This is a genomic window from Desmonostoc muscorum LEGE 12446 (assembly GCF_015207005.2).
In the GTDB taxonomy this organism is placed as follows: Bacteria; Cyanobacteriota; Cyanobacteriia; order Cyanobacteriales; family Nostocaceae; genus Nostoc; species Nostoc muscorum.
Window position 1 is genome coordinate 410,255 of record NZ_JADEXS020000001.1, and the last position, 18,443, is coordinate 428,697.

Annotated in this window: 11 protein-coding genes; 9 read left to right on the forward strand and 2 right to left on the reverse strand. The window is 42.6% G+C overall.

From position 1 onward, the window contains the following. The first annotated feature begins 200 nt into the window (after positions 1-200). Together IQ276_RS01760 and IQ276_RS01765 are read left to right on the forward strand one after the other, a co-directional pair. On the forward strand, positions 201-1,682 hold the full coding sequence (locus IQ276_RS01760) for an amidohydrolase family protein (RefSeq protein ID WP_235115349.1): 1,482 nt from the start codon (positions 201-203) through the stop codon (positions 1,680-1,682). A 177-nt stretch (positions 1,683-1,859) separates the two neighbouring features. Beyond that, entirely contained in the window at positions 1,860-3,341 is a 1,482-nt protein-coding gene (locus IQ276_RS01765) for an amidohydrolase family protein (RefSeq protein ID WP_235115350.1), read from the forward strand. Here the strand turns inward: IQ276_RS01765 and IQ276_RS01770 are convergent. Then, entirely contained in the window at positions 3,331-3,561 is a 231-nt protein-coding gene (locus IQ276_RS01770; protein ID WP_235115351.1) for a hypothetical protein, read from the reverse strand. The two genes, IQ276_RS01765 and IQ276_RS01770, sit on opposite strands and share 11 nt — an antisense overlap. Positions 3,562-3,787: 226 nt before the next feature. Between IQ276_RS01770 and IQ276_RS01775 the strand changes: the two genes are divergently transcribed. From IQ276_RS01775 to IQ276_RS01795, 5 genes are all read left to right on the forward strand, one after another. Further along, positions 3,788-4,969 (forward strand): acyl-CoA dehydrogenase family protein, encoded by a 1,182-nt coding sequence (locus IQ276_RS01775; protein ID WP_193920733.1) that lies wholly within the window; start codon positions 3,788-3,790, stop codon positions 4,967-4,969. Positions 4,970-5,062: 93 nt separating this feature from the next. Next, entirely contained in the window at positions 5,063-5,884 is an 822-nt protein-coding gene (locus IQ276_RS01780; protein WP_193920731.1) for a class I SAM-dependent methyltransferase, read from the forward strand. A 443-nt stretch (positions 5,885-6,327) separates the two neighbouring features. Further along, positions 6,328-7,422: an aliphatic sulfonate ABC transporter substrate-binding protein gene (locus tag IQ276_RS01785; protein ID WP_193920729.1), complete on the forward strand. Its 1,095-nt coding sequence runs from the start codon at positions 6,328-6,330 to the stop codon at positions 7,420-7,422. Positions 7,423-7,561: 139 nt separating this feature from the next. Further along, positions 7,562-8,425, forward strand: a complete 864-nt coding sequence (locus IQ276_RS01790; protein WP_193920727.1) for a TauD/TfdA dioxygenase family protein — start codon at positions 7,562-7,564, stop codon at positions 8,423-8,425. Between the two features lie 511 nt (positions 8,426-8,936). Next, complete coding sequence (locus tag IQ276_RS01795) at positions 8,937-10,079, forward strand: aliphatic sulfonate ABC transporter substrate-binding protein (RefSeq protein WP_235115352.1); 1,143 nt, start codon at positions 8,937-8,939, stop codon at positions 10,077-10,079. Between the two features lie 97 nt (positions 10,080-10,176). Here the strand turns inward: IQ276_RS01795 and IQ276_RS40650 are convergent, their stop codons facing one another. After that, positions 10,177-15,051 carry a PAS domain S-box protein gene (locus tag IQ276_RS40650; RefSeq protein ID WP_235115353.1) on the reverse strand — a complete coding sequence of 1,625 codons (4,875 nt, stop codon included), beginning with the start codon at positions 15,049-15,051 and terminating at the stop codon, positions 10,177-10,179. A 368-nt stretch (positions 15,052-15,419) separates the two neighbouring features. Between IQ276_RS40650 and IQ276_RS01805 the strand changes: the two genes are divergently transcribed. Both IQ276_RS01805 and IQ276_RS01810 read left to right on the forward strand, forming a co-directional pair. Further along, positions 15,420-15,701 carry a hypothetical protein gene (locus IQ276_RS01805; protein WP_190879508.1) on the forward strand — a complete coding sequence of 94 codons (282 nt, stop codon included), beginning with the start codon at positions 15,420-15,422 and terminating at the stop codon, positions 15,699-15,701. A gap of 330 nt (positions 15,702-16,031) precedes the next feature. Beyond that, entirely contained in the window at positions 16,032-18,239 is a 2,208-nt protein-coding gene (locus tag IQ276_RS01810) for a CHASE2 domain-containing protein (RefSeq protein ID WP_193922031.1), read from the forward strand. Positions 18,240-18,443 lie beyond the last annotated feature (204 nt).

Consider the following 18,443-nt stretch of genomic DNA (forward strand, 5'->3'; position numbering starts at 1 on the left):
GATGAGGGAGATGAGGGAGAAAAGTTAATAACAAATGCCCTATACCCAGTCCCCAGTCCTCAATCCCCAGTCCCCAATCCCCAGTCCCCAGTCCCCAGTCCCCAGTCCCCCAGTCCCCAGTCCCCAGTCCCCCAGTCCCCAGTCCCCAGTCCCCAGTCCCCAATCCCCAGTCCCCAATCCCCACAATAGGATAAATTATCATGACTATTGCATTAGAACGTCCAAAAAAAACTAGGTCTGCTCAGATTCGGGAAAAATTGGGTTATCCAATCATCGATACTGATGTACATACCCAAGAATTTCCGCCGGCATTCTTGGACTATTTAGAGCAAGTTGCTGGAAGTGCGATCGCTGAACGTTTCCAAGAACATTTACCTGGTGCATCTCGCTCTAAATGGTTTAAGCAAACTTGGGAAGAACGCCGCGCTTATCGGACTGCACGTCCTCCGTTTTGGACTCGTCCCACTAAGGATGCTTTAAATTTAGCCACCATTAGTTTACCGAAGTTGTTGCACGAGCGCTTGCAAGAAGCAGGTACAGACTTTGCAGTTGTGTACCCCAACTTGGCAACTATGGCGCCACACATTGGTAATGAAGAAATGCGGCTGGCTGTTTGCCGTGCAGTTAATACTTACCACGCTGATATTTTCCGTCCTTATAGCGATCGCCTAACACCCATTGCGGCTATTCCCATGAATACGCCCGAAGAAGCGATCGCAGAATTGGAATATGCGGTAAATGTGCTGGGACTCAAAGCAATTCAAATTCCCGGCCATATCCGCCGTCCGATTCCCGCCTTCGAGAAGTATGGCGAAGAAGTAGCAAACGAAGCTATCTGGATTGATACTTTTGGTTTGGATAGTAAGTATGACTACGATCCATTCTGGGCCAAGTGCGTAGAACTGAAAGTTGTACCCACCACCCACTCTTCTGGTATGGGATGGATAAACCGGCGTTCCATTAGCAACTACCAATACAACCATATCGGTCACTTTGCGGCGGCTGGAGAAGCGCTGTGTAAATCTTTGTTCTTTGGTGGTGTAACTCACCGCTTCCCCACACTTAAGTTCGCCTTCTTAGAAGGGGGCGCGGCTTGGGGTGCTAGTTTGTACACTGATTTGATTTGGCATTGGTATACCCGGAATAAAGACCATTTGGTGGAAAATAACAATCCTGGCAATATTAATCGGGAAGAATTGCTAGAGTATTACACTCGCTATGGTGGTGAATTAGTACATGGTCGTTTGGAGCAGTTAGGTAGTGGTTTAGGTTTCCATGCTGATTTAGTAGCCCCGTTAGAACCAGGTGATTTAGATGAATTCGCCTTAGCAGGAGTTACTAAGCCAGAGGATATCCGCGATCGCTTTTTGAATCATTTCTACTTCGGCACAGAATCGGATGATACCCGTGTAGCCCAAGCATTTAACCGCAAAGCTAATCCTTATGGGGAACGTGTTAAAGCCTTCTTGGGTTCCGATTCTGGTCACTGGGATGTACCTGATATCACAGCGATCGCAGCTAACACTTATTCGATGGTAGAACGTAAGATTATCACCGAAGAAGATTTGCAATATTTCCTGTCAATCCATCCCTTGGAGTTGTACACCAGCCTGAATCGTGACTTCTTCAAAGGTACGGCTGTTGAGAAAGCGGCAGATGAATTTTTGGTTTCTAGGGATTAGGGACTGGGGACTGGGGACTGGGGACTGGGGACTGGGGACTAGGGATTAGGGACTGGAAGAAGTTTCCTAATACCCAATCCCCACTACCCAATCCCCAATCCCCAATCCCCACTACCCAATCCCCAATCCCCAATCCCCAATCCCCAATCCCCAATCCCCAATATAAGGTAAACTATCATGACGATCGCTCTTGAACGTCCGAAAAAAACAAGGTCTGCTCAGATTCGTGAAAAGTTGGGTTATCCCATCATCGATACCGATGTGCATACCCAGGAATTCGAGCCAGCAGTCTTAGATTATTTAGAGCAAGTTGGTGGAACAGCGCTTGTTGAACGCTTCAAAGAAAATTTACCAGGATCTTCCCGTTTTAAGTGGTACAAGCAAAGTTGGGAAGAACGTTTTGCTTATCGGACTAATCGTCCTAATTGGTGGGGGCGTCCAACCAAAGACACTTTGAATTTGGCTACCATTAGCTTGCCGAAGTTGCTGCACGAACGTCTGCAAGAAGCAGGTACAGACTTTGCTGTGGTGTACCCCAACTTGGCAACTATGGCGCCGAATATCGGTAACGAAGAAATGCGGCGTGCTGTTTGTCGAGCAGTTAACACTTACCATGCTGACATTTTCCGCCCATATTCTGATAAGCTAACACCGATCGCTGCGATTCCAATGCACACTCCCCAAGAGGGAATTGAAGAGTTGGAATATGCAGTGAATGTGCTGGGACTCAAAGCAATTCAAATTCCTGGTTACGTCCGTCGTCCGATTCCCGCTTTTGAAAAGTACGGCCCAGAAGTGGCTAACGAAGTGGTTTGGATTGATAATTTTGGTTTAGATAGCCAATATGATTACGATCCATTCTGGGAGAAGTGCGTAGAACTCAAAGTTGTACCCACAACTCATGCTTCGAGTCAAGGTTGGACGACTCAGCGATCGGTGACCAATGCCCAGTACAATCACATTAATCACTTTGCCTTCGCAGCAGAAGCATTGTGCAAATCTCTATTCTTTGGTGGTGTAACTCGCCGCTTCCCCACCTTAAGATTTGCTTTCTTAGAAGGTGGTTCTGCTTGGGGTACTAGTCTATATGCAGATATTATTTGGCATTGGGAAACCCGCAACAAACAACATTTGTTGTCACATAACAATCCTGCAATTATAGATAAGGAAGCACTAGTAGAGTTGTACACTCGCTACGGTGGCGAACTTGTGGATGGACGCTTGGATCAAATTGGTGATGGTCTGGGATTCCACCATCAACTATTAGCTCCAGAAGATCCAGGCGAACTCGATGAATTTGAACTGGCGGGAATTGAGAAGCCAGAGGATGTTCGCGATCGCTTTTTGAATCATTTCTACTTCGGTACAGAATCAGATGATACCCGCGTAGCCCAAGCCTTTAATCGTGCAGCTAATCCCTTTGGCGACAGAGTTAAAGCCTTCTTGGGTTCTGATTCCGGTCACTGGGATGTACCTGATATCACCACTGTAACTGCCAACGCCTACTCGATGGTAGAACAAGAAATCATCACCGAAGAAGACCTCCGCCACTTCCTATCAATCCATCCATTGGAGTTGTACACCAGTCTCAATCGTGACTTCTTCAAGGGTACAGGTGTTGAGAAAGCCGCAGATGAATTTTTGGCTTCTAGGGGGTAGGGAGTAGGGAGTGGGGAGATGGGGGAGATGAGGGAGATGAGGGAGATGAGGGAGATGAGGGAGATGGGGAGGTAGAGGAAAAGGTTAAAGGGTAAAGGGATAAATTGAACCTTTCCCCCATGCCCAATGCCCCATGCCCCATACCCAATGCCCCATACCCCATGCCCAATGCCCCATGCCCAATGCCCAATGCCCCATGCCCATCTTTACAGTGTTCCATGTTCCATTTCCTCTGTTTAGTTGTAGGGTGAGTCTTGCTTACTTACTCACTCTACATTTCTCCTAAATTCCGCGTTTAATAGCAAATTCGGAGGAACAGAAATGTTGACACAACAACCAAGTAAAAACTCCATTAATTAAGCATTCTTCTGTATTTGCCTGAATTACGAATTACGAATTACGAACTACGAATTACGAATTACGAATTACAAAAAGGGTGATTTTTTATGGTGCTAGATATTACAAAACCAAAGGATTACATTGATGTAGCAGCTTCTTTATCTAAAGAACTTGCCCAATCCGCAGTTGAAAGGGATGCCAAAGCGGGAGTTCCAGAAGAGGAAATTAATAGACTGCGTGAAACTGGTTTGTTACCACTGGTTGTGCCTAAACAATATGGTGGAATTGGCGCAACTTGGATTGATGCCTTAAAAATTGTGAGAAAACTGTCAAAAGCTGATGGTTCAATTGGTCAGTTATATGGTAATCATTTGAATTTGACGGCTTTGGGTCATGTTTCTGGCACATCAGCCCAAAAGGAAAAATATTATAGTGAGACTGCTAAGAATAACTTGTTTTGGGCGAATGCTATTAATACGCGGGATACTAGGCTGAAAATTAGCGCAGAAGGCGAAAATTTTCGGGTTAATGGTGTTAAAAGCTTTGGTACAGGTATTGCTGTTGCAGATTATCGGGTATTCTCGGCTTTGCAAGATGGTGTAGAGTTGCCCTTTATATTTATAATTCCCAAAGACAGAGAAGGCTTAATTTCTAATCAAGATTGGGATAATATTGGGCAACGTCGTACTGATAGTAATAGTTATACATTTAATAATGTTCTAGTAGAAAAAGATGAAATTTTAGGGCCACCAGAACCTCCTGATAATGCCTTCTCAACTTTTCTTGGTATTATTGCCCAGCTAACAAAAACTAACGTTTATTTGGGAATTACCAAAGGAGCCTTTGCAGCTGCTCGTGAGTATACCAAAACTAATACTCGTCCTTGGATTACATCGGGAGTAGATAGTGCTACTCAAGACCCGTATATTCTGCATAATTACGGCGATTTTTGGATCGAAATCCAAGGTGCGATCGCTCTAGCTGACTTAGCAGCCGAAAAGGTGCAAGCAGCCTGGGACAAGGATATAACGCTTACTCATCAAGAAAGGGGAGAAGTAGCGATCGCAGTTTCCGCAGCCAAAGCATTAGCTACCCGCGTAGGTATAGATATTACCAATCGCATCTTTGAAGTTACAGGAACTCGTGCCACTGCAACCAAATATGGATTTGACCGTTACTGGCGAGATTTGCGAACCTTTACCCTTCATGATCCTGTGGACTACAAATTGCGAGCGATCGGTGATTGGGTACTTAACGATCAGCTACCCGTGATTACCCAATATTCTTAGGGCATGGGGCATGGGGCATTTATCCCCATAGAAGACGCGATGAATCGCGTCTCTACAAAATCCAAAATCTAAAATCTAAAATCCAAAATCGATATGACTCAACTGAAAACACTTCCTACCTATGACCCGACCTTATTTGAGGGAGCGGCTGAGGGCTACGCTCAATACAGAACCAAATACCCGGCTGTTGTATTTGACAAGCTAGCTGAAATATTTAATCTGAATGGTGAAGGACGATTACTTGATTTGGGTACCGGGCCGGGATTGATTGCAATTCCTTTGCGAACCAAATTTGAAGAAGTTGTGGCGATCGATCCCGATCCCGATATGATTGCAGAAGCTAAACGGCAAGCAGCAGCAGTGGGAGCAAGTAATATTACTTGGTTAGAACAAGGAGCAGAGTTAATCGACTCTAGTTTAGGAACATTTAGGTTAACTACTATTGGTCGAGCTTTCCACTGGATGGAACGCGAACTAGTGCTTGAACGCCTTTATGAATTGCTTACTGATGATGGTGGAATAGCACTGCTGAATACTGGTGATAATCCTTGGGAAAGTTCTTTACCCTGGAAACAAGCTGCTGTTGGAGTCGTGAAAAAATGGTTAGGCGATCGCCGGCGGACTGGACAACGAGGAGAAGGTACTCGTAAGCCAGTTGATCCTCCCCATGAAGTTGTTATTGCCAATTCAGCTTTTGCTCGTCAAGAAGTTTATGAAGTGCCATTTGAGAAATCTTGGACTGTCGATAGCTATCTTGGCTACTTATACACCACAGCTTTTTCTCTGAAAATTTTCTATGGCGATAATGCTCCAGCGTTTGAAGCAGACCTCAAAGAAGCATTACTACAAGCTGAACCGTCTGGACATTTTACAGAAGAACTCAAAGCTACAATCTCAGTCGCTTGGAAGAAATAGCGCCGCTTCTTTGGAAGTTAAAAAGAAGAATTCAGAATCAATTAGTGGGAGATTTAGATCCACCACTCTCTTACAAAGTTGAGCCAGTCCCTTGGCGGGGTTCCCCCACTTAAAATAACTGCCGTCAGTTCGCTCGAAACCAGCGCTCCAACTTCTCTCTAAATTCTGACTCCTGAATTCTGACCCCTGAATTCTGCTCTAATTTTCCATTTTCGACTAGCACAACCCTGGAGTGGGTTATTCTCACTCCATTTTCTAATTTTCCGCCTCCTAACTGTTAAACTCAAGTTCCTCGAGTCGTTATAGAGTGGGGTCATACCCACTCTACTTCTTATATTTGAATTACTTGAATTCGCCAGAAATTAATAAATATTTTTTTGCTTTTTGAGTTTGCAATCGATCATAATTTTTTACCACGTATAGAACAATAAAGAAAACAACCCATGCCAGCTATCAAACCAAAGTTTGAATTTAGAAAAAGCCAGAAAGTAACACGTCGTTCTTTATTATTTGCTCTGGGCTACTGCTTAGTATTATCGACAGCTTTATCCAGTTGTAGTGAAGCCAAAAATAACGCTCAGCAGTCCCCTGCATCTTCTAATCCAGCAGCTTCATCTAACACTACAGAAAAGCAAACAGTACGAATTGTGCGTTCAAAACAACTCACTGGTCTAGCAGTATTAGAAAAACAGGGGTCTTTAGAAAAACGATTGGAGCCTCTGGGTTTTAAGGTACAGTGGTCTGAGTTTGCAGCGGGACCGCAACAGCTAGAAGCTATAAATGCAAACGCACTTGATATTGCATCTACAGCCGAGTCACCTCCTGTGTTTTCACAAGCAGCGGGGGCACCTCTTGTTTATCTAGCTACTACATACCCTAGTGGTAAAGCAATTTCACTTTTAGTTCCAATAAACTCTCCCATTAAAAATGTTGCTGACTTGAAAGGAAAAAAAGTAGCCTTTCAAAAAGCCTCAATAGGTCACTACTTATTAGTCAAAGCATTAGAAAAAGCGGGACTGAAACTAAGTGATGTCCAATCAATTTTTCTCCCACCACCAGATGCTAATGTGGCTTTTAGTCAGAACAAGGTGGATGCTTGGTTTATTTGGGAGCCATTCGTTACTAGAAATGTCCAAAACAAAGTAGGTCGTGTTTTGGTAGATGGAGGTGAATTGCGGGATACTGGCAACTTTTACTCAACTTCACGTCAGTTTTATCAGTCACACCCTGATGTGATTAAAGTTTTTCTAGAAGAATTAGAAAAAGCAGAAATCTGGACTAAGGAGCATCCGAAAGAAGTAGCACAATTACTTGCTCCTGTAACTCAACTAGACCCGCCTATTCTAGAAACTATGCATAGTAAATATAACTATGGGGTGCTACCAATTACTGAGAAAACTATCAAGAAGCAACAAGAGGTTGCAGACAAATGGTACAGCCTGGGACTTATACCAACGAAGGTGGATGTGAAAGTTGGGTTTTTGACACCTGAAGAGTACGCCAAAATTACTCCTGCTGAGGTTTTAGCTAACAAGTAGCCATATAATTTTTGATTTTAGATTTTGGATTTTGGATTGAGAATGTCTTTCTGAAAAAAGCTGCTATAAGTGCATTTTTCGGATTTATTTTTCAAATTTGCATTATCTCTAAGAAGGCAATAAAACAGAGGAGAATATTATGCCTACTGCGACTTTAACAGAAATAAAAATCACCCCTATTGATGCTCCGTTAGGAGCGATAGTTACTGGTCTGGATGCGAGTCAACCTATTGCACCTGAAGTCATATTACAACTTAAAGAAGCTTTGCGCGATCGCCACATCCTCATCTTTAAAGAGCAACAACTCTCTGATGAGCAGTTTTTGAATTTTTCTCTATACTTTGGCGCACTTTTTGTACCACCTGACGAGACTCCAGTACTGGCTTCTAAACCTGGAGAAACTCCCGTGGTAATTCTGATTTCTAATGTCGATGGTGGCTATACTGGTACTGGAGAACTAAGTTTTCACTCTGACCATAAATGGACTCCTACTCCGTCTAGTGGCTCGCTTCTTTATGCTTTAGAAATACCTTCTCAAGGTGGAAATACTTATTGGTTAAATACCAATTTGGCTTATGAAGCTTTAGATGAAGCTACGAAAAAACGGATTGCTAATTTACAGTTAATTACCTATAATCCGTTTTTACAAAACCGAAATGCACCCCGTCCTTTGTATCGTTGGGACAAGAATATCCCATTAATCAGTCCCGTCTTTCCTCATCCTCTAGTGCGGACACATCCTGAGAGTGGTAAAAAGCATCTTTACTTAGATACTGATACTGAAGTAGAGATTGTAGGCTTAGAACCTGAAGAAGGATCAAAACTGATTGAACAGTTGCGTCAACATCTAAATCAGCCTCAATTCTACTACCAACACAAATGGTCTGTAGGTGATATTGTCTATTGGGATAATCAAGCTACTTTGCACTACCGTCAAGCATTTGATCCCAATGAACGACGAGTATTAAAACGAGTTAGCCTTGCAGGTAGTCGTCCTTTTTAGTCTGGATATTTCAAGTAGAGACGGAGCGATTAATTACGTCTCTACAAAATTTAAATATGGCTGAAAAATATCTATAGTAATTCATGAACTATATAAGACTAGTCCTTTCAAGGTGACTCGTAAAATCTCTTTTTTCTCTCTGTGACCTTTGTGCCTCTGCGGTTTATAAAGTATTTTTTTACCACAGAGGCGCAGAGAGCGCAGAGTAAAGAAGTTAAGGAGGAGTTTATTGACCAAAATTTTTATCCACTTTGACAAGACTAGTTATAAAAGATTTAAATTTTCAAGAAAATAGCTATACTTATTTTTATGTTAAATAACAGCTTAAATTTATCACATAACTCAAAATAATATACAAAATAATGTTTATATAAGCATCAAATTATGTATGAAAAACCGCTATACATTTTCGTAGATATTAGTGTTCATAAACACTTTATTGAAATATAAAAATAGATAAAATATAGACTTAAAATAACAGTTTGTCTTACTAAAAAATGGAGGATAAATTGTGATAAAAGTTTTTTCTTCTTTACTAAACTTTAAGCCCTTGAGTAATAACTTGCCACAATCAAAAACTGCAAATATCAAGCTAATATTTAGGCAAAATCTAGACATCCTAGATTTAAGAGCCAAATTAAAAATTGAGCGCAATTATTATGTATCGCTACTAATAACTGCTTGTTGTTTAGCAATACCAATGAGCATAGTAGGTTGCAGTAGCGAAAACCAAACTACTCAGAACCAAGTATCTTCTACTAGTACACAAGTCAAAAATCAACCAGTTTCTAATACTACAGAAAAGCAAGAAGTGCGAGTTGTTTATTCTAAACTCGGTTCTCTTGCAGTGATGAGGAAACAGGGGACTTTAGAAAAAAGTTTAGCGGCAAAGAATTTTAGTGTAAAGTGGCTGGAGTTTGCTGCTGGGCCCCAAGCTTTAGAAGCATTAAATGCTGGTTCTCTTGACATTGCAGCCACTGCTGAATCACCTCCCATATTTGCCCAAGCCGCAGGTACACCTCTTGTTTACGTAGCGAGTACAGCATTTAATGGTAGAGGAGTTTCTTTTCTTGTACCAGCAAATTCTCCCATTAAAAGTGCTGCTGATTTTAAGGGTAAAAAAGTTTCTTTTCAAAAAGCCTCCATCGCCCATTATGTTTTACTCAAAGCATTACAAAAAGAGGGACTAAAACTCACTGATGTGAAATCTGTTTTCCTACCACCTCCAGATGCAAATGTCGCTTTTAGTCAGGGTGGACTTGATGTTTGGGTAACTTGGGAACCATACATCACAAGAGCCATACAAAAAAATATTGGTCGTGTATTAATAGATGGACAAGGACTCCAGGATCTTGGCGGTTTTTATTCTACGTCACGTAAATTTGCCAAAGAACATCCTGAGGTTCTGAAAATTTTCCTGGAAGAACTTTTAAAAGCAGATGAATGGTCTCAAAAAAATCCTGATAAATTGGCAGAACTGGTTTCTCCTGATGTTGGTATTGATGTACCTACCTTAAAACAAATTCAAGCCAAATCAGCATATGGGCTATTACCAATCACTGAAAAAATCGTTGAAAAACAACAAAAAATTGCTGATTTGTGGTATGCTCAAGGACTTTTACCAAAGAAAGTTAATGTTAAAGATGGTGTATGAGGGAGATGAGGGAGATGAGGGAGATGAGGGAGATGAGGGGAATAACTAATGCCCCATACCCAATGCCCAATGCCCAATTTAAAACTTAGGAGGAAAATCACACACACCTCAACGTCTCAAGTAAGTTAGCGATCGCTTCTATCAATTCGCTTGGCTCTACTGGTTTGGCGATATGCTTATGGAATCCTGCTGCAAGTACTTGTTTGGCGTTAATTTCTCCAGCATAGGCGGTAAGTGCGATCGCCGGAATTTGTCCTCCCTGTTCTGGTGGTAATTTTCTCAACTGTCGCATAAACATGCATCCATCTACGTCTGGCATTCCAATGTCGCTTAACAGCACATCTGGTAGAGATTGCTTTAAGGCGGCTAGCGCTTCATCCGCTGATCCCACTGCTGTGACATTTGCCCCATATTGCTCTAGCAAAAAGGCAATGAATTCTCGCGTATCGGCATCATCATCTACTACTAAAATGTTGACATCATTTAAATTTGAGGATGGTTCGGAGTCCCTAGTGTCTTGTTTACTCTCTGATGGCTGTTGAATCAGGGGCAGTCTGACGGTAAAAGTTGCGCCGCGATTTTCACCTTGACTTTCTACCTGGACTGTGCCTCCATGCAGTTCCACTAAGTGACGGACGATCGCTAATCCTAACCCCAATCCCCCAAATTTTCTGGTGGTGCTGCTGTTTTCTTGGCGAAAATATTCAAATACATAGGGCAGAAAATTGGGATCGATGCCTTTGCCTGTGTCGCTGACGGTGATTTGGGCATAGGGCATTGGGCATTGGGCATTGGGCATTGGGCATTGGCTCCAGCTTTTTCCCTTGTCTCCCTTGTCTCCCTCATCTCCCTCATCCCCCTCATCCCCCTCATCCCCCCGACTCCCTACCTCTTCGAGTCGAATATCAACTCGTCCCCTCTCTGGTGTAAATTTAACGGCGTTTGAAAGCAGATTCCAAATGACTTGCTGCAATCGGCTGGAGTCACCTAAAACTTGTCCCAGGTTCGGTTCCATGCTGATGTGCATCTCAATGGATTTGGCTTCTGCTGACAGTCGCACTGTCTCCATTGCTGCGGAAATTACGGTTGTCAAATCAACTGGGTAGATATTTAAGCTGAGTTTACCTTGTAAAATTCGGGAAATATCCAGCAAGTCTTCAATTAATTGAGCTTGTAATTGAGCATTGCGCTCGATGGTTTTAAGAGCGTGAGGAATTGTCTTTTCATCAAGTTTTCTAGTTTGGAGTAACTTTGCCCATCCGAGAATTGGGTTGAGTGGCGATCGCAATTCATGGGAAAGAACTGCCAAAAACTCGTCTTTAATGCGGTTGGCGTTTTCTGCTGCTTCTCGTGCAGTTTGTTCTGCTTCGTATAAACGCGCACGTTCCATTGCTTGAGCGCATTGCTGTGCTAGTGCCAGCACAAAAGCTCGATCGTCTTGGTTCAACTGATGATTCTCGGCGAAAGCTAAAGACATTCCCCCTATAGCTCGTCCCTCAATAATTAATGGAATCGAAATCCAAGCACCGTAATTATACCGGGCATACTCTTGAGCTAGATGTGAGTAACGAACCACCCTTGTGGTTGTTGACTCTTGCCAAACAGGTTGTTTAGTTCGTACTGCTTCTGCCAGTGGTGCGACTGTATTAATTGAGAATCGACGCCATAAATCTACTGCTTCTTGTTGATAACCAACTGCACGGAGAATTTCCAATTCTGTGCCATTGTTAGTCAGTAGTGCTACTAAAGCAGAACTAGCTCCCAAAGCTGCCATACCTTGCTCGACAATTACTTCAGCCACTTGTGCAGGAGTTAGAGATTCAGAAAGGGCGGCGGTAATGGCTTGCAAACGGGCAGTACGAGATGCGGCTTGTTCGGCAGCTTGTTGAGATTGCTGTGTTTCTGTGTAGAGTCGGGCATTATCAACGGCGATCGCTGCACGCCGAGCCAACTCTTCAGCTAACATTAAGCTCTGACTATCGTAGCGATGATTGGCAGAAGATACTAAAGTCATAGCTCCTAGTACCCGTCCGCGAACTATGAGCAGCACGCACATTCCAGATTGAGGATTTAGCTGTTGCAAGATGTTCAAATGACTGGCATTGGCGGTTGCTGCTTGTATCTGTTCTGAGGAAATAAAATGAGTAATTTGTGATTTGCCTGAACGTATCACCTCGGCAACACCTTGTGTTTGTGCCAAATCGGGGGGATAATTTTGTAACTGTTCTACCAATTCTTGTTTTGCTGGATCGGCATGGGCGGCTGCAACCCGGCGAACTAATTGATTGTCATAAATCATATCAACTACGCACCAATCAGCTATTTCGGGTACTGCTAAACGCGCCAAGGTTGCTAATGTTGTCTCGTAGTCTAATGATGTAGCCAGAATTCCGCTAGCTGAGGCTAAAAAACGCTGTCTATCTTCCACTTGCTTGCGCCCAGTTATATCCCGCGAAGAAGCTTGCATTTCTAAAATTTGTTGCGTTTGGCGATCGCGAATCGCTCTAACTGTTGTTTCTAGCCAAATATAATGTCCGTATTTATGACGAGTGCGATAAGTAATGGTATAAATATCTGGTAAATCAGCATTGATTGGGTAATCCTTGACAATCTCAGCTAAATCCTCTGGGTGAACTAACTCGCCGCCAAAACGACCTATTAGTTCTTCTGGTTGATACCCTAGTACTGTGTAACAAGCTGGTGAAAGATACAGGAAAATTCCATCTACTGTACTACGTGAAATAATATCAGTGGAATTCTCTGCCATCAGCCGAAAACGGGCTTCGCTCTCTGTTAGTGCTGCTTGTGCTTGTTTGCGGACGTTGATGTTACGGAAATATAGCGATAGTCCTGTGGGTGAAGGATAAGCGCGGACGGCAAACCACGCTTCAAAGGGTGGGTAATAATCTTCTAACTCCAGGGGGACTGCCAAAGCGACTGCTTTTTGATAAAGCTGACCAAAACTAGTATCAGCCAATTCTGGAAACTCTTGCCACAAATTCTTTCCCAGCAGATCCTCAGAGGAACGTCCTAAAGTTCTGCTTCCCTCATGATTAAGGTAGGTGAAGCGCCACTCAGTGTCAAAGGCAAGAAAGCCGTCAGTGATACTTTCTAAAATTTTGCTAACTTGCTCTTTGGCGTCCTCAGCTTCAACACGAGCCACGCGTTCGCGTTCTAGTAGTTGCTCGCGTTCGACTTCTGCTTGTTTGCGTTCGGTGATTTCTTCGCAAATTGCACCCACCCAAGTGATTTTATCAGGTAGTTTAATCGGATAGTAATTTACTGACCAGTAGCGCTGCTTTCCAGGGGCGGCGGGTGTTTCTCCACTAGTTTCTTGAGAAACAGATTCTCCAGTTTCCACCACACGAAGCAAAGCTTCCGTAACTTCTACACCTACTCCAGGTAGCAATTCGGCGATGGTCTTACCGATATGCACCTCTTGGGGCAGACCGTTGATTTCAGCTAAAGCTTGATTCAAACGCACAAATCTTAATTCTTCATCCCATACACCAATGCCGATAGGCGCGTTATTAAAAAGGGTATCAAGCAGCACATTAGCTTCCACCAAGCGAGTCTGTTCTGTTTCCAGTAGCGCCAGGAGTCGTTCGCGTTCTGCTTCTACTTGCTTGTGTTCGGTAATATCTAGACACATCCCCACCCATTCGATGATTTCTCCTGTTTCATTGAGTATGGGTACACCGCGTATAGACATGTGACGGTATTCGCCGTCATGGCGCTGGACACGATATTCTGCAACTGCAACGCTGCGCTGATAAAAGGCTTGTCTCCAGATTGCAGCTACAGATTTCCGGTCTTCTGGGTGCAGTGCATTTACCCAACCCCAGCCTTTGTATTCTTCAGGACTTTGCCCGGTAAATGCTTGCCAGTTAGGAATTTCGTCAATAACATTACCCCAGATTCCCGCCTTCCAAATGATAGATGCGCTTGCTTCTGCTAGGGAACGGTAGCGTGCTTCACTGTGACGGAGATTTTCTTCGGCTTGCTGACGTTCGCGCAGTGTGGTTTGTTGTTCGGTCAAACACTGCTGCAAACCCGTCACTTCTTCATCTGTGAGGTGATTAGTTAAATTTTTCACAGGGGTAAAATCTTTCTCCAAAATTGTAACACCCGCAGTTTGCAAAATTTGGCGATATTTTTCCTCTGTTTGTTGCTGTTGGATGAACTGAGCAATTTGAATGGCGATCGCACTCATCATTTGGAGTAAATCTAAGTCACGCTGTAAAATTTGGTTGGTGAAGAATTTCATCGCACCTAAAACTTTATTACCCAGCACAATCGGTAATTCGATGGCGGCTGCAAAAAAATTCTCATCTGAAGCAAGTTCACAAATCCAAACAGGTTGACGGCTTCCTCCCCCAAGAGCAAGAGTTGAAGGCTGGTTAAATACTTGGAAATTCTCTATGCTCAAATCAGATGAATGCCAACTACCGATGCAATGCAGAGCATTAATTTCCTCGTCTACACTCCAGAAAATGCCAAGTTGCCATCCTAAAGTTTCGCACAGCGATCGCAAAAGCAAAGGAACAGCATTAGCAAAGACGGTAGTCTCAGCTAGAATCTGGGTGACTGTGTAATGTGCAGATAAAAGCTGTTGGTTACGTTTTTGCTCAGTAATATCTGTAATTAATATTGATACGCCATTTTCCCCAGGATAGACGCGGTATTCTAACCAGCGATGCCATGTCGAGTCTAAATACTCAAAATTTACTGTAATTTCTTCGGCAACAGCGCGATGCATCTCAGTGTAGAGTATGCTGTCAACTGTATTAGGAAATAAATCCCAAATAGTCTTGCCCAAGAAATCTTCTTTATTCATTCCGGCTAGTTCAGCTAGCTTGTCATTCACATAGGTGTAGCGCCATTCACAATCCAAGATGACAAAGGCATCGCTAATTCTAGCTAAGATTTCTTCAACATTTTCGCGGACAGTTGCCTGAATTTCAGCAGTCACAGTTTCTGCTCCTGATTTTTGAATGTATTTGGCTAAAAGCGCCTCATTGGTTTCTCTCCATCGGTTTATACTGTGAAACGAAACTCCTAGCATCGTTGCCAGTTTTACCTGTGAAAGTATAACGGTAAATATATTTTTATTTTTATACCAGAGGCAGGGAATGGGGAATGGGAAATGTATTAATTATCTAGTGCTTCTTGTTTGGGAAGTAAATTATTTTTTCCAAAATCAAATTTGATTCCTGTATAATTTTGACTGCCTCTATCTGGGGTTGTAGAGATGGTGGGACAGTTATAGTCTAATACATTCAGCATGGTACAGACTATTTTGGCTAATAATAGAGTTATTTCAATGCAATAGATGAAAACATGAGAGTTTGGCTTGCTTGCTTTTTCCTACTGTTTGCGTTATCGCAATTTTTTGACTGGTTGCAAAAATTTAACTTGCCATTGCCTATCTATATTTTGGGTGGGGCTTTTTTAGCTGTTGCTTCTAACTACGACAAAATTGTTGGTTCTTATTTGACTGATCCCAGTATGGAAGCATCTCTGGAACACCCGCAGTTAGATTCAACCACTTCATCCACTGAGCCTATTTCTTTGGTAATTGCCAGTTCTGTAGATGCTCTACCAGCAAAAACAGAGGAATAATGCGTTTATCAACAAGCGTGAGGTACACCTGTAGGGGCACGGCAGTGCCGTGCCCCTACATCTGGCGATATCATGTTGTACCGCATCTGAATGAAAACCCCTATAGTAGCGTCACAAAACTAAAGTTGTGCGTTATCGGCGGTTGCCCGAATTCAATAAACGACTCCCCGAATTCAATAAACAACAGAATCTCGGTGTTGGGTTTTGTTCCTCAAAAGCCACTTGCAAAGGCTGTGTGAAAAGCTGACCAAGCCAACACCTCGAATCAGCAAGTAAATTGTTACATTAAATTAGAGCAATTTACTCAATTCAGGCTACCACCGCAACGCTGTGATTAATGGACTTTTAGAAAAACTCCGTGTCCCGTTTGTCAAAGATCAGGATTCCCGTAAAACGTCCTTCAGCAATAATTGGCTGCAAATTATTTTGGTTAGCAGTGTGGGAGTTACCGCCTTGATTTGGGGGGTTCGTGAACTAAAATGGTTGCAGCCTTGGGAATTAAGAGTTTATGACCAAATGTTGCGATCGCGTCCTCCCCAACCAAGCGATCGCCGAATTTTGCTGGTAAAAATCACTGATGAGGATCTCCGACGAGAAAAATGGAATCTGTCAGATACTAAAATCAATCAACTTTTACAAAAAATCGAATCTTATCAACCGCGTATCGTTGGTTTATATCTTTTTCGACCAGAAGATAAAAATTTAGCAGCAAACAAACAAAATCAAGACAATATTATTAGTACTTGTTTATTTAGCAGCATTGGTAGATCGGAGATTCCACCACCGCCGAATTTTGACATAGATAATGTTGGCTTTAGCGATGTAGTTGCTGATAATGAAAACGACCAAATTCTTCGCCGCGGCTTGCTATTTGCTCATTCTACAGATGAAAAATGTACAACATCATTTGCCTTTGGGGCGTTAATTGCCATTAATTATTTAGAAAAACAAGGCATTGAATACAAATTCACAAATAAAGGAGATTTCCAGTTAGGTAAAACCATCTTCTGGCGTCTCAAACCTAATTCGGGTAGTTACCAACATTTGGATGCAAATGGCTATCAAATACTATTAAATTACCGTCACCCCAATTATCTGGCGGATCAGGTGACTCTGACGGAAGTTCTTAGCGATCGCGTTAATCCCAGTTTATTTAAAGACCGTCTGGTAATTATTGGCACTACCTCAGCTAGTTTAGCTCCAGGTAGCTTTTATACACCTTACAGCAGTTTACCAGATCAACCAGCCAGAATGCCTGCTCTATTTATTCACGCACAGATAGCAAGCCAACTGATTGGTACAGTATTAGATGGACGCCCTTTAATTTGGTATTGGCCTGACTGGGTAGAACTAATTTGGGTGTGGGGTTGGGCAGTTTTAGGTAGTACTTTAGCATGGTGGTGGCGAAATCCGTTACTTTTGCTAATGATGGGAGGGGTAACCCTAGTTGTGTTGGTGGGAATCTGCGTGATTTTGTTTCTGCAAGCCGGATGGGTGCCGTTAATTCCCTCAGGGTTGGCTTTAATAATTAGTATTATCAGCGTCATGGCTTATACTAATTACCAAAATCAGCGGCAGACCCAGGTGATTATTCTGCAAGTTGAAAAACAACAAGAAGCGATCGCTCAATTAAATATACTCTTAGAAGATAAAACAGCAATTCCAGATTCGCAGCTTGATTTTACTCCCACAATCGATTCATCACAAACAAAATCTGGTGATTTGCTTTTGGGTGGACGTTATAGAATCTCCAAAGTTCTGGGTGCTGGTGGATTTGGCCGCACTTATTTAGCACAAGATACTCAACGTCCGGGGAATCCGACTTGTGTCGTGAAACAATTAATGCCAGCCCGTCAAGATAGCAGATTTTTGCAAGTTGCTCGCAGATTATTTAACAGTGAAGCGGAAATTTTAGAAACCTTAGGTAAACATCATCAAATACCAGAACTACTTGCTTATTTTGAAGATAACCAAGAATTTTATTTAATTCAACAATATATAGAGGGACATACCCTGAGTGAAGAATTACCACCAATACAGAACTTAAAAAACGAGTCATTTGTGATTGGGATGTTCAAAGAAATTTTAGAAATTCTCGTATTTGTTCATCAACATCGAGTGATTCATCGTGATATCAAACCGACTAATATTATTCGACGCGCTGAAGATAATCAATTAGTATTGATTGACTTTGGGGCTGTAAAACTAATGCAACCGCCGAGTAGCGAACAAACAGAATTAGCAACAGTGGCGATCGGAACGCGGGGCTATGCACCACCAGAACAATTTGCCGGTCATCCCCGCTTGTGCAGTGATATTTATGCTTTAGGAATGATTGGTATTCAAGCCATAACTGGAATACCACCACAGGAACTTCATCCCAATCCAGAAACGGGTAATGTAATGTGGCGACAAACAGCACAAGTCAGCGAAGAATTAGCGGTGATTTTAGATAAAATGGTTTGCTATCATTTTAGCGATCGCTATCAATCAGCCACCGCAGTTTTGCAAGATTTAAAACGTATTTCAATCAATTGAAATGAAGTAGAGATAATCGTAGGGGCACAGCAATGCTCATTGGTGTCAACTTAACGTAAAACCCTTGTAAAGACGTGATATTCAGTTCTCTGACTTACCATCACTCAACGCTTTACCCCACCCTAACCCTCCCCTTGTAAAGGGGAGGGAACTAGATTTCTTTTTCCCCCCTTTCCAAGGGGGGATTAAGGGGGGTAAAACGTA

Excerpts from the sequence above, each read along its gene's own strand:
- IQ276_RS01760 (WP_235115349.1), top strand. The coding sequence starts at position 201 with ATGACTATTGCATTAGAACGTCCAAAAAAAACTAGGTCTGCTCAGATT.
- IQ276_RS01765 (WP_235115350.1), top strand. The coding sequence starts at position 1,860 with ATGACGATCGCTCTTGAACGTCCGAAAAAAACAAGGTCTGCTCAGATT.
- IQ276_RS01770 (WP_235115351.1), bottom strand. The coding sequence starts at position 3,561 with ATGGAACACTGTAAAGATGGGCATGGGGCATTGGGCATTGGGCATGGG.
- IQ276_RS01775 (WP_193920733.1), top strand. The coding sequence starts at position 3,788 with ATGGTGCTAGATATTACAAAACCAAAGGATTACATTGATGTAGCAGCT.
- IQ276_RS01780 (WP_193920731.1), top strand. The coding sequence starts at position 5,063 with ATGACTCAACTGAAAACACTTCCTACCTATGACCCGACCTTATTTGAG.
- IQ276_RS01785 (WP_193920729.1), top strand. The coding sequence starts at position 6,328 with ATGCCAGCTATCAAACCAAAGTTTGAATTTAGAAAAAGCCAGAAAGTA.
- IQ276_RS01790 (WP_193920727.1), top strand. The coding sequence starts at position 7,562 with ATGCCTACTGCGACTTTAACAGAAATAAAAATCACCCCTATTGATGCT.
- IQ276_RS01805 (WP_190879508.1), top strand. The coding sequence starts at position 15,420 with ATGAGAGTTTGGCTTGCTTGCTTTTTCCTACTGTTTGCGTTATCGCAA.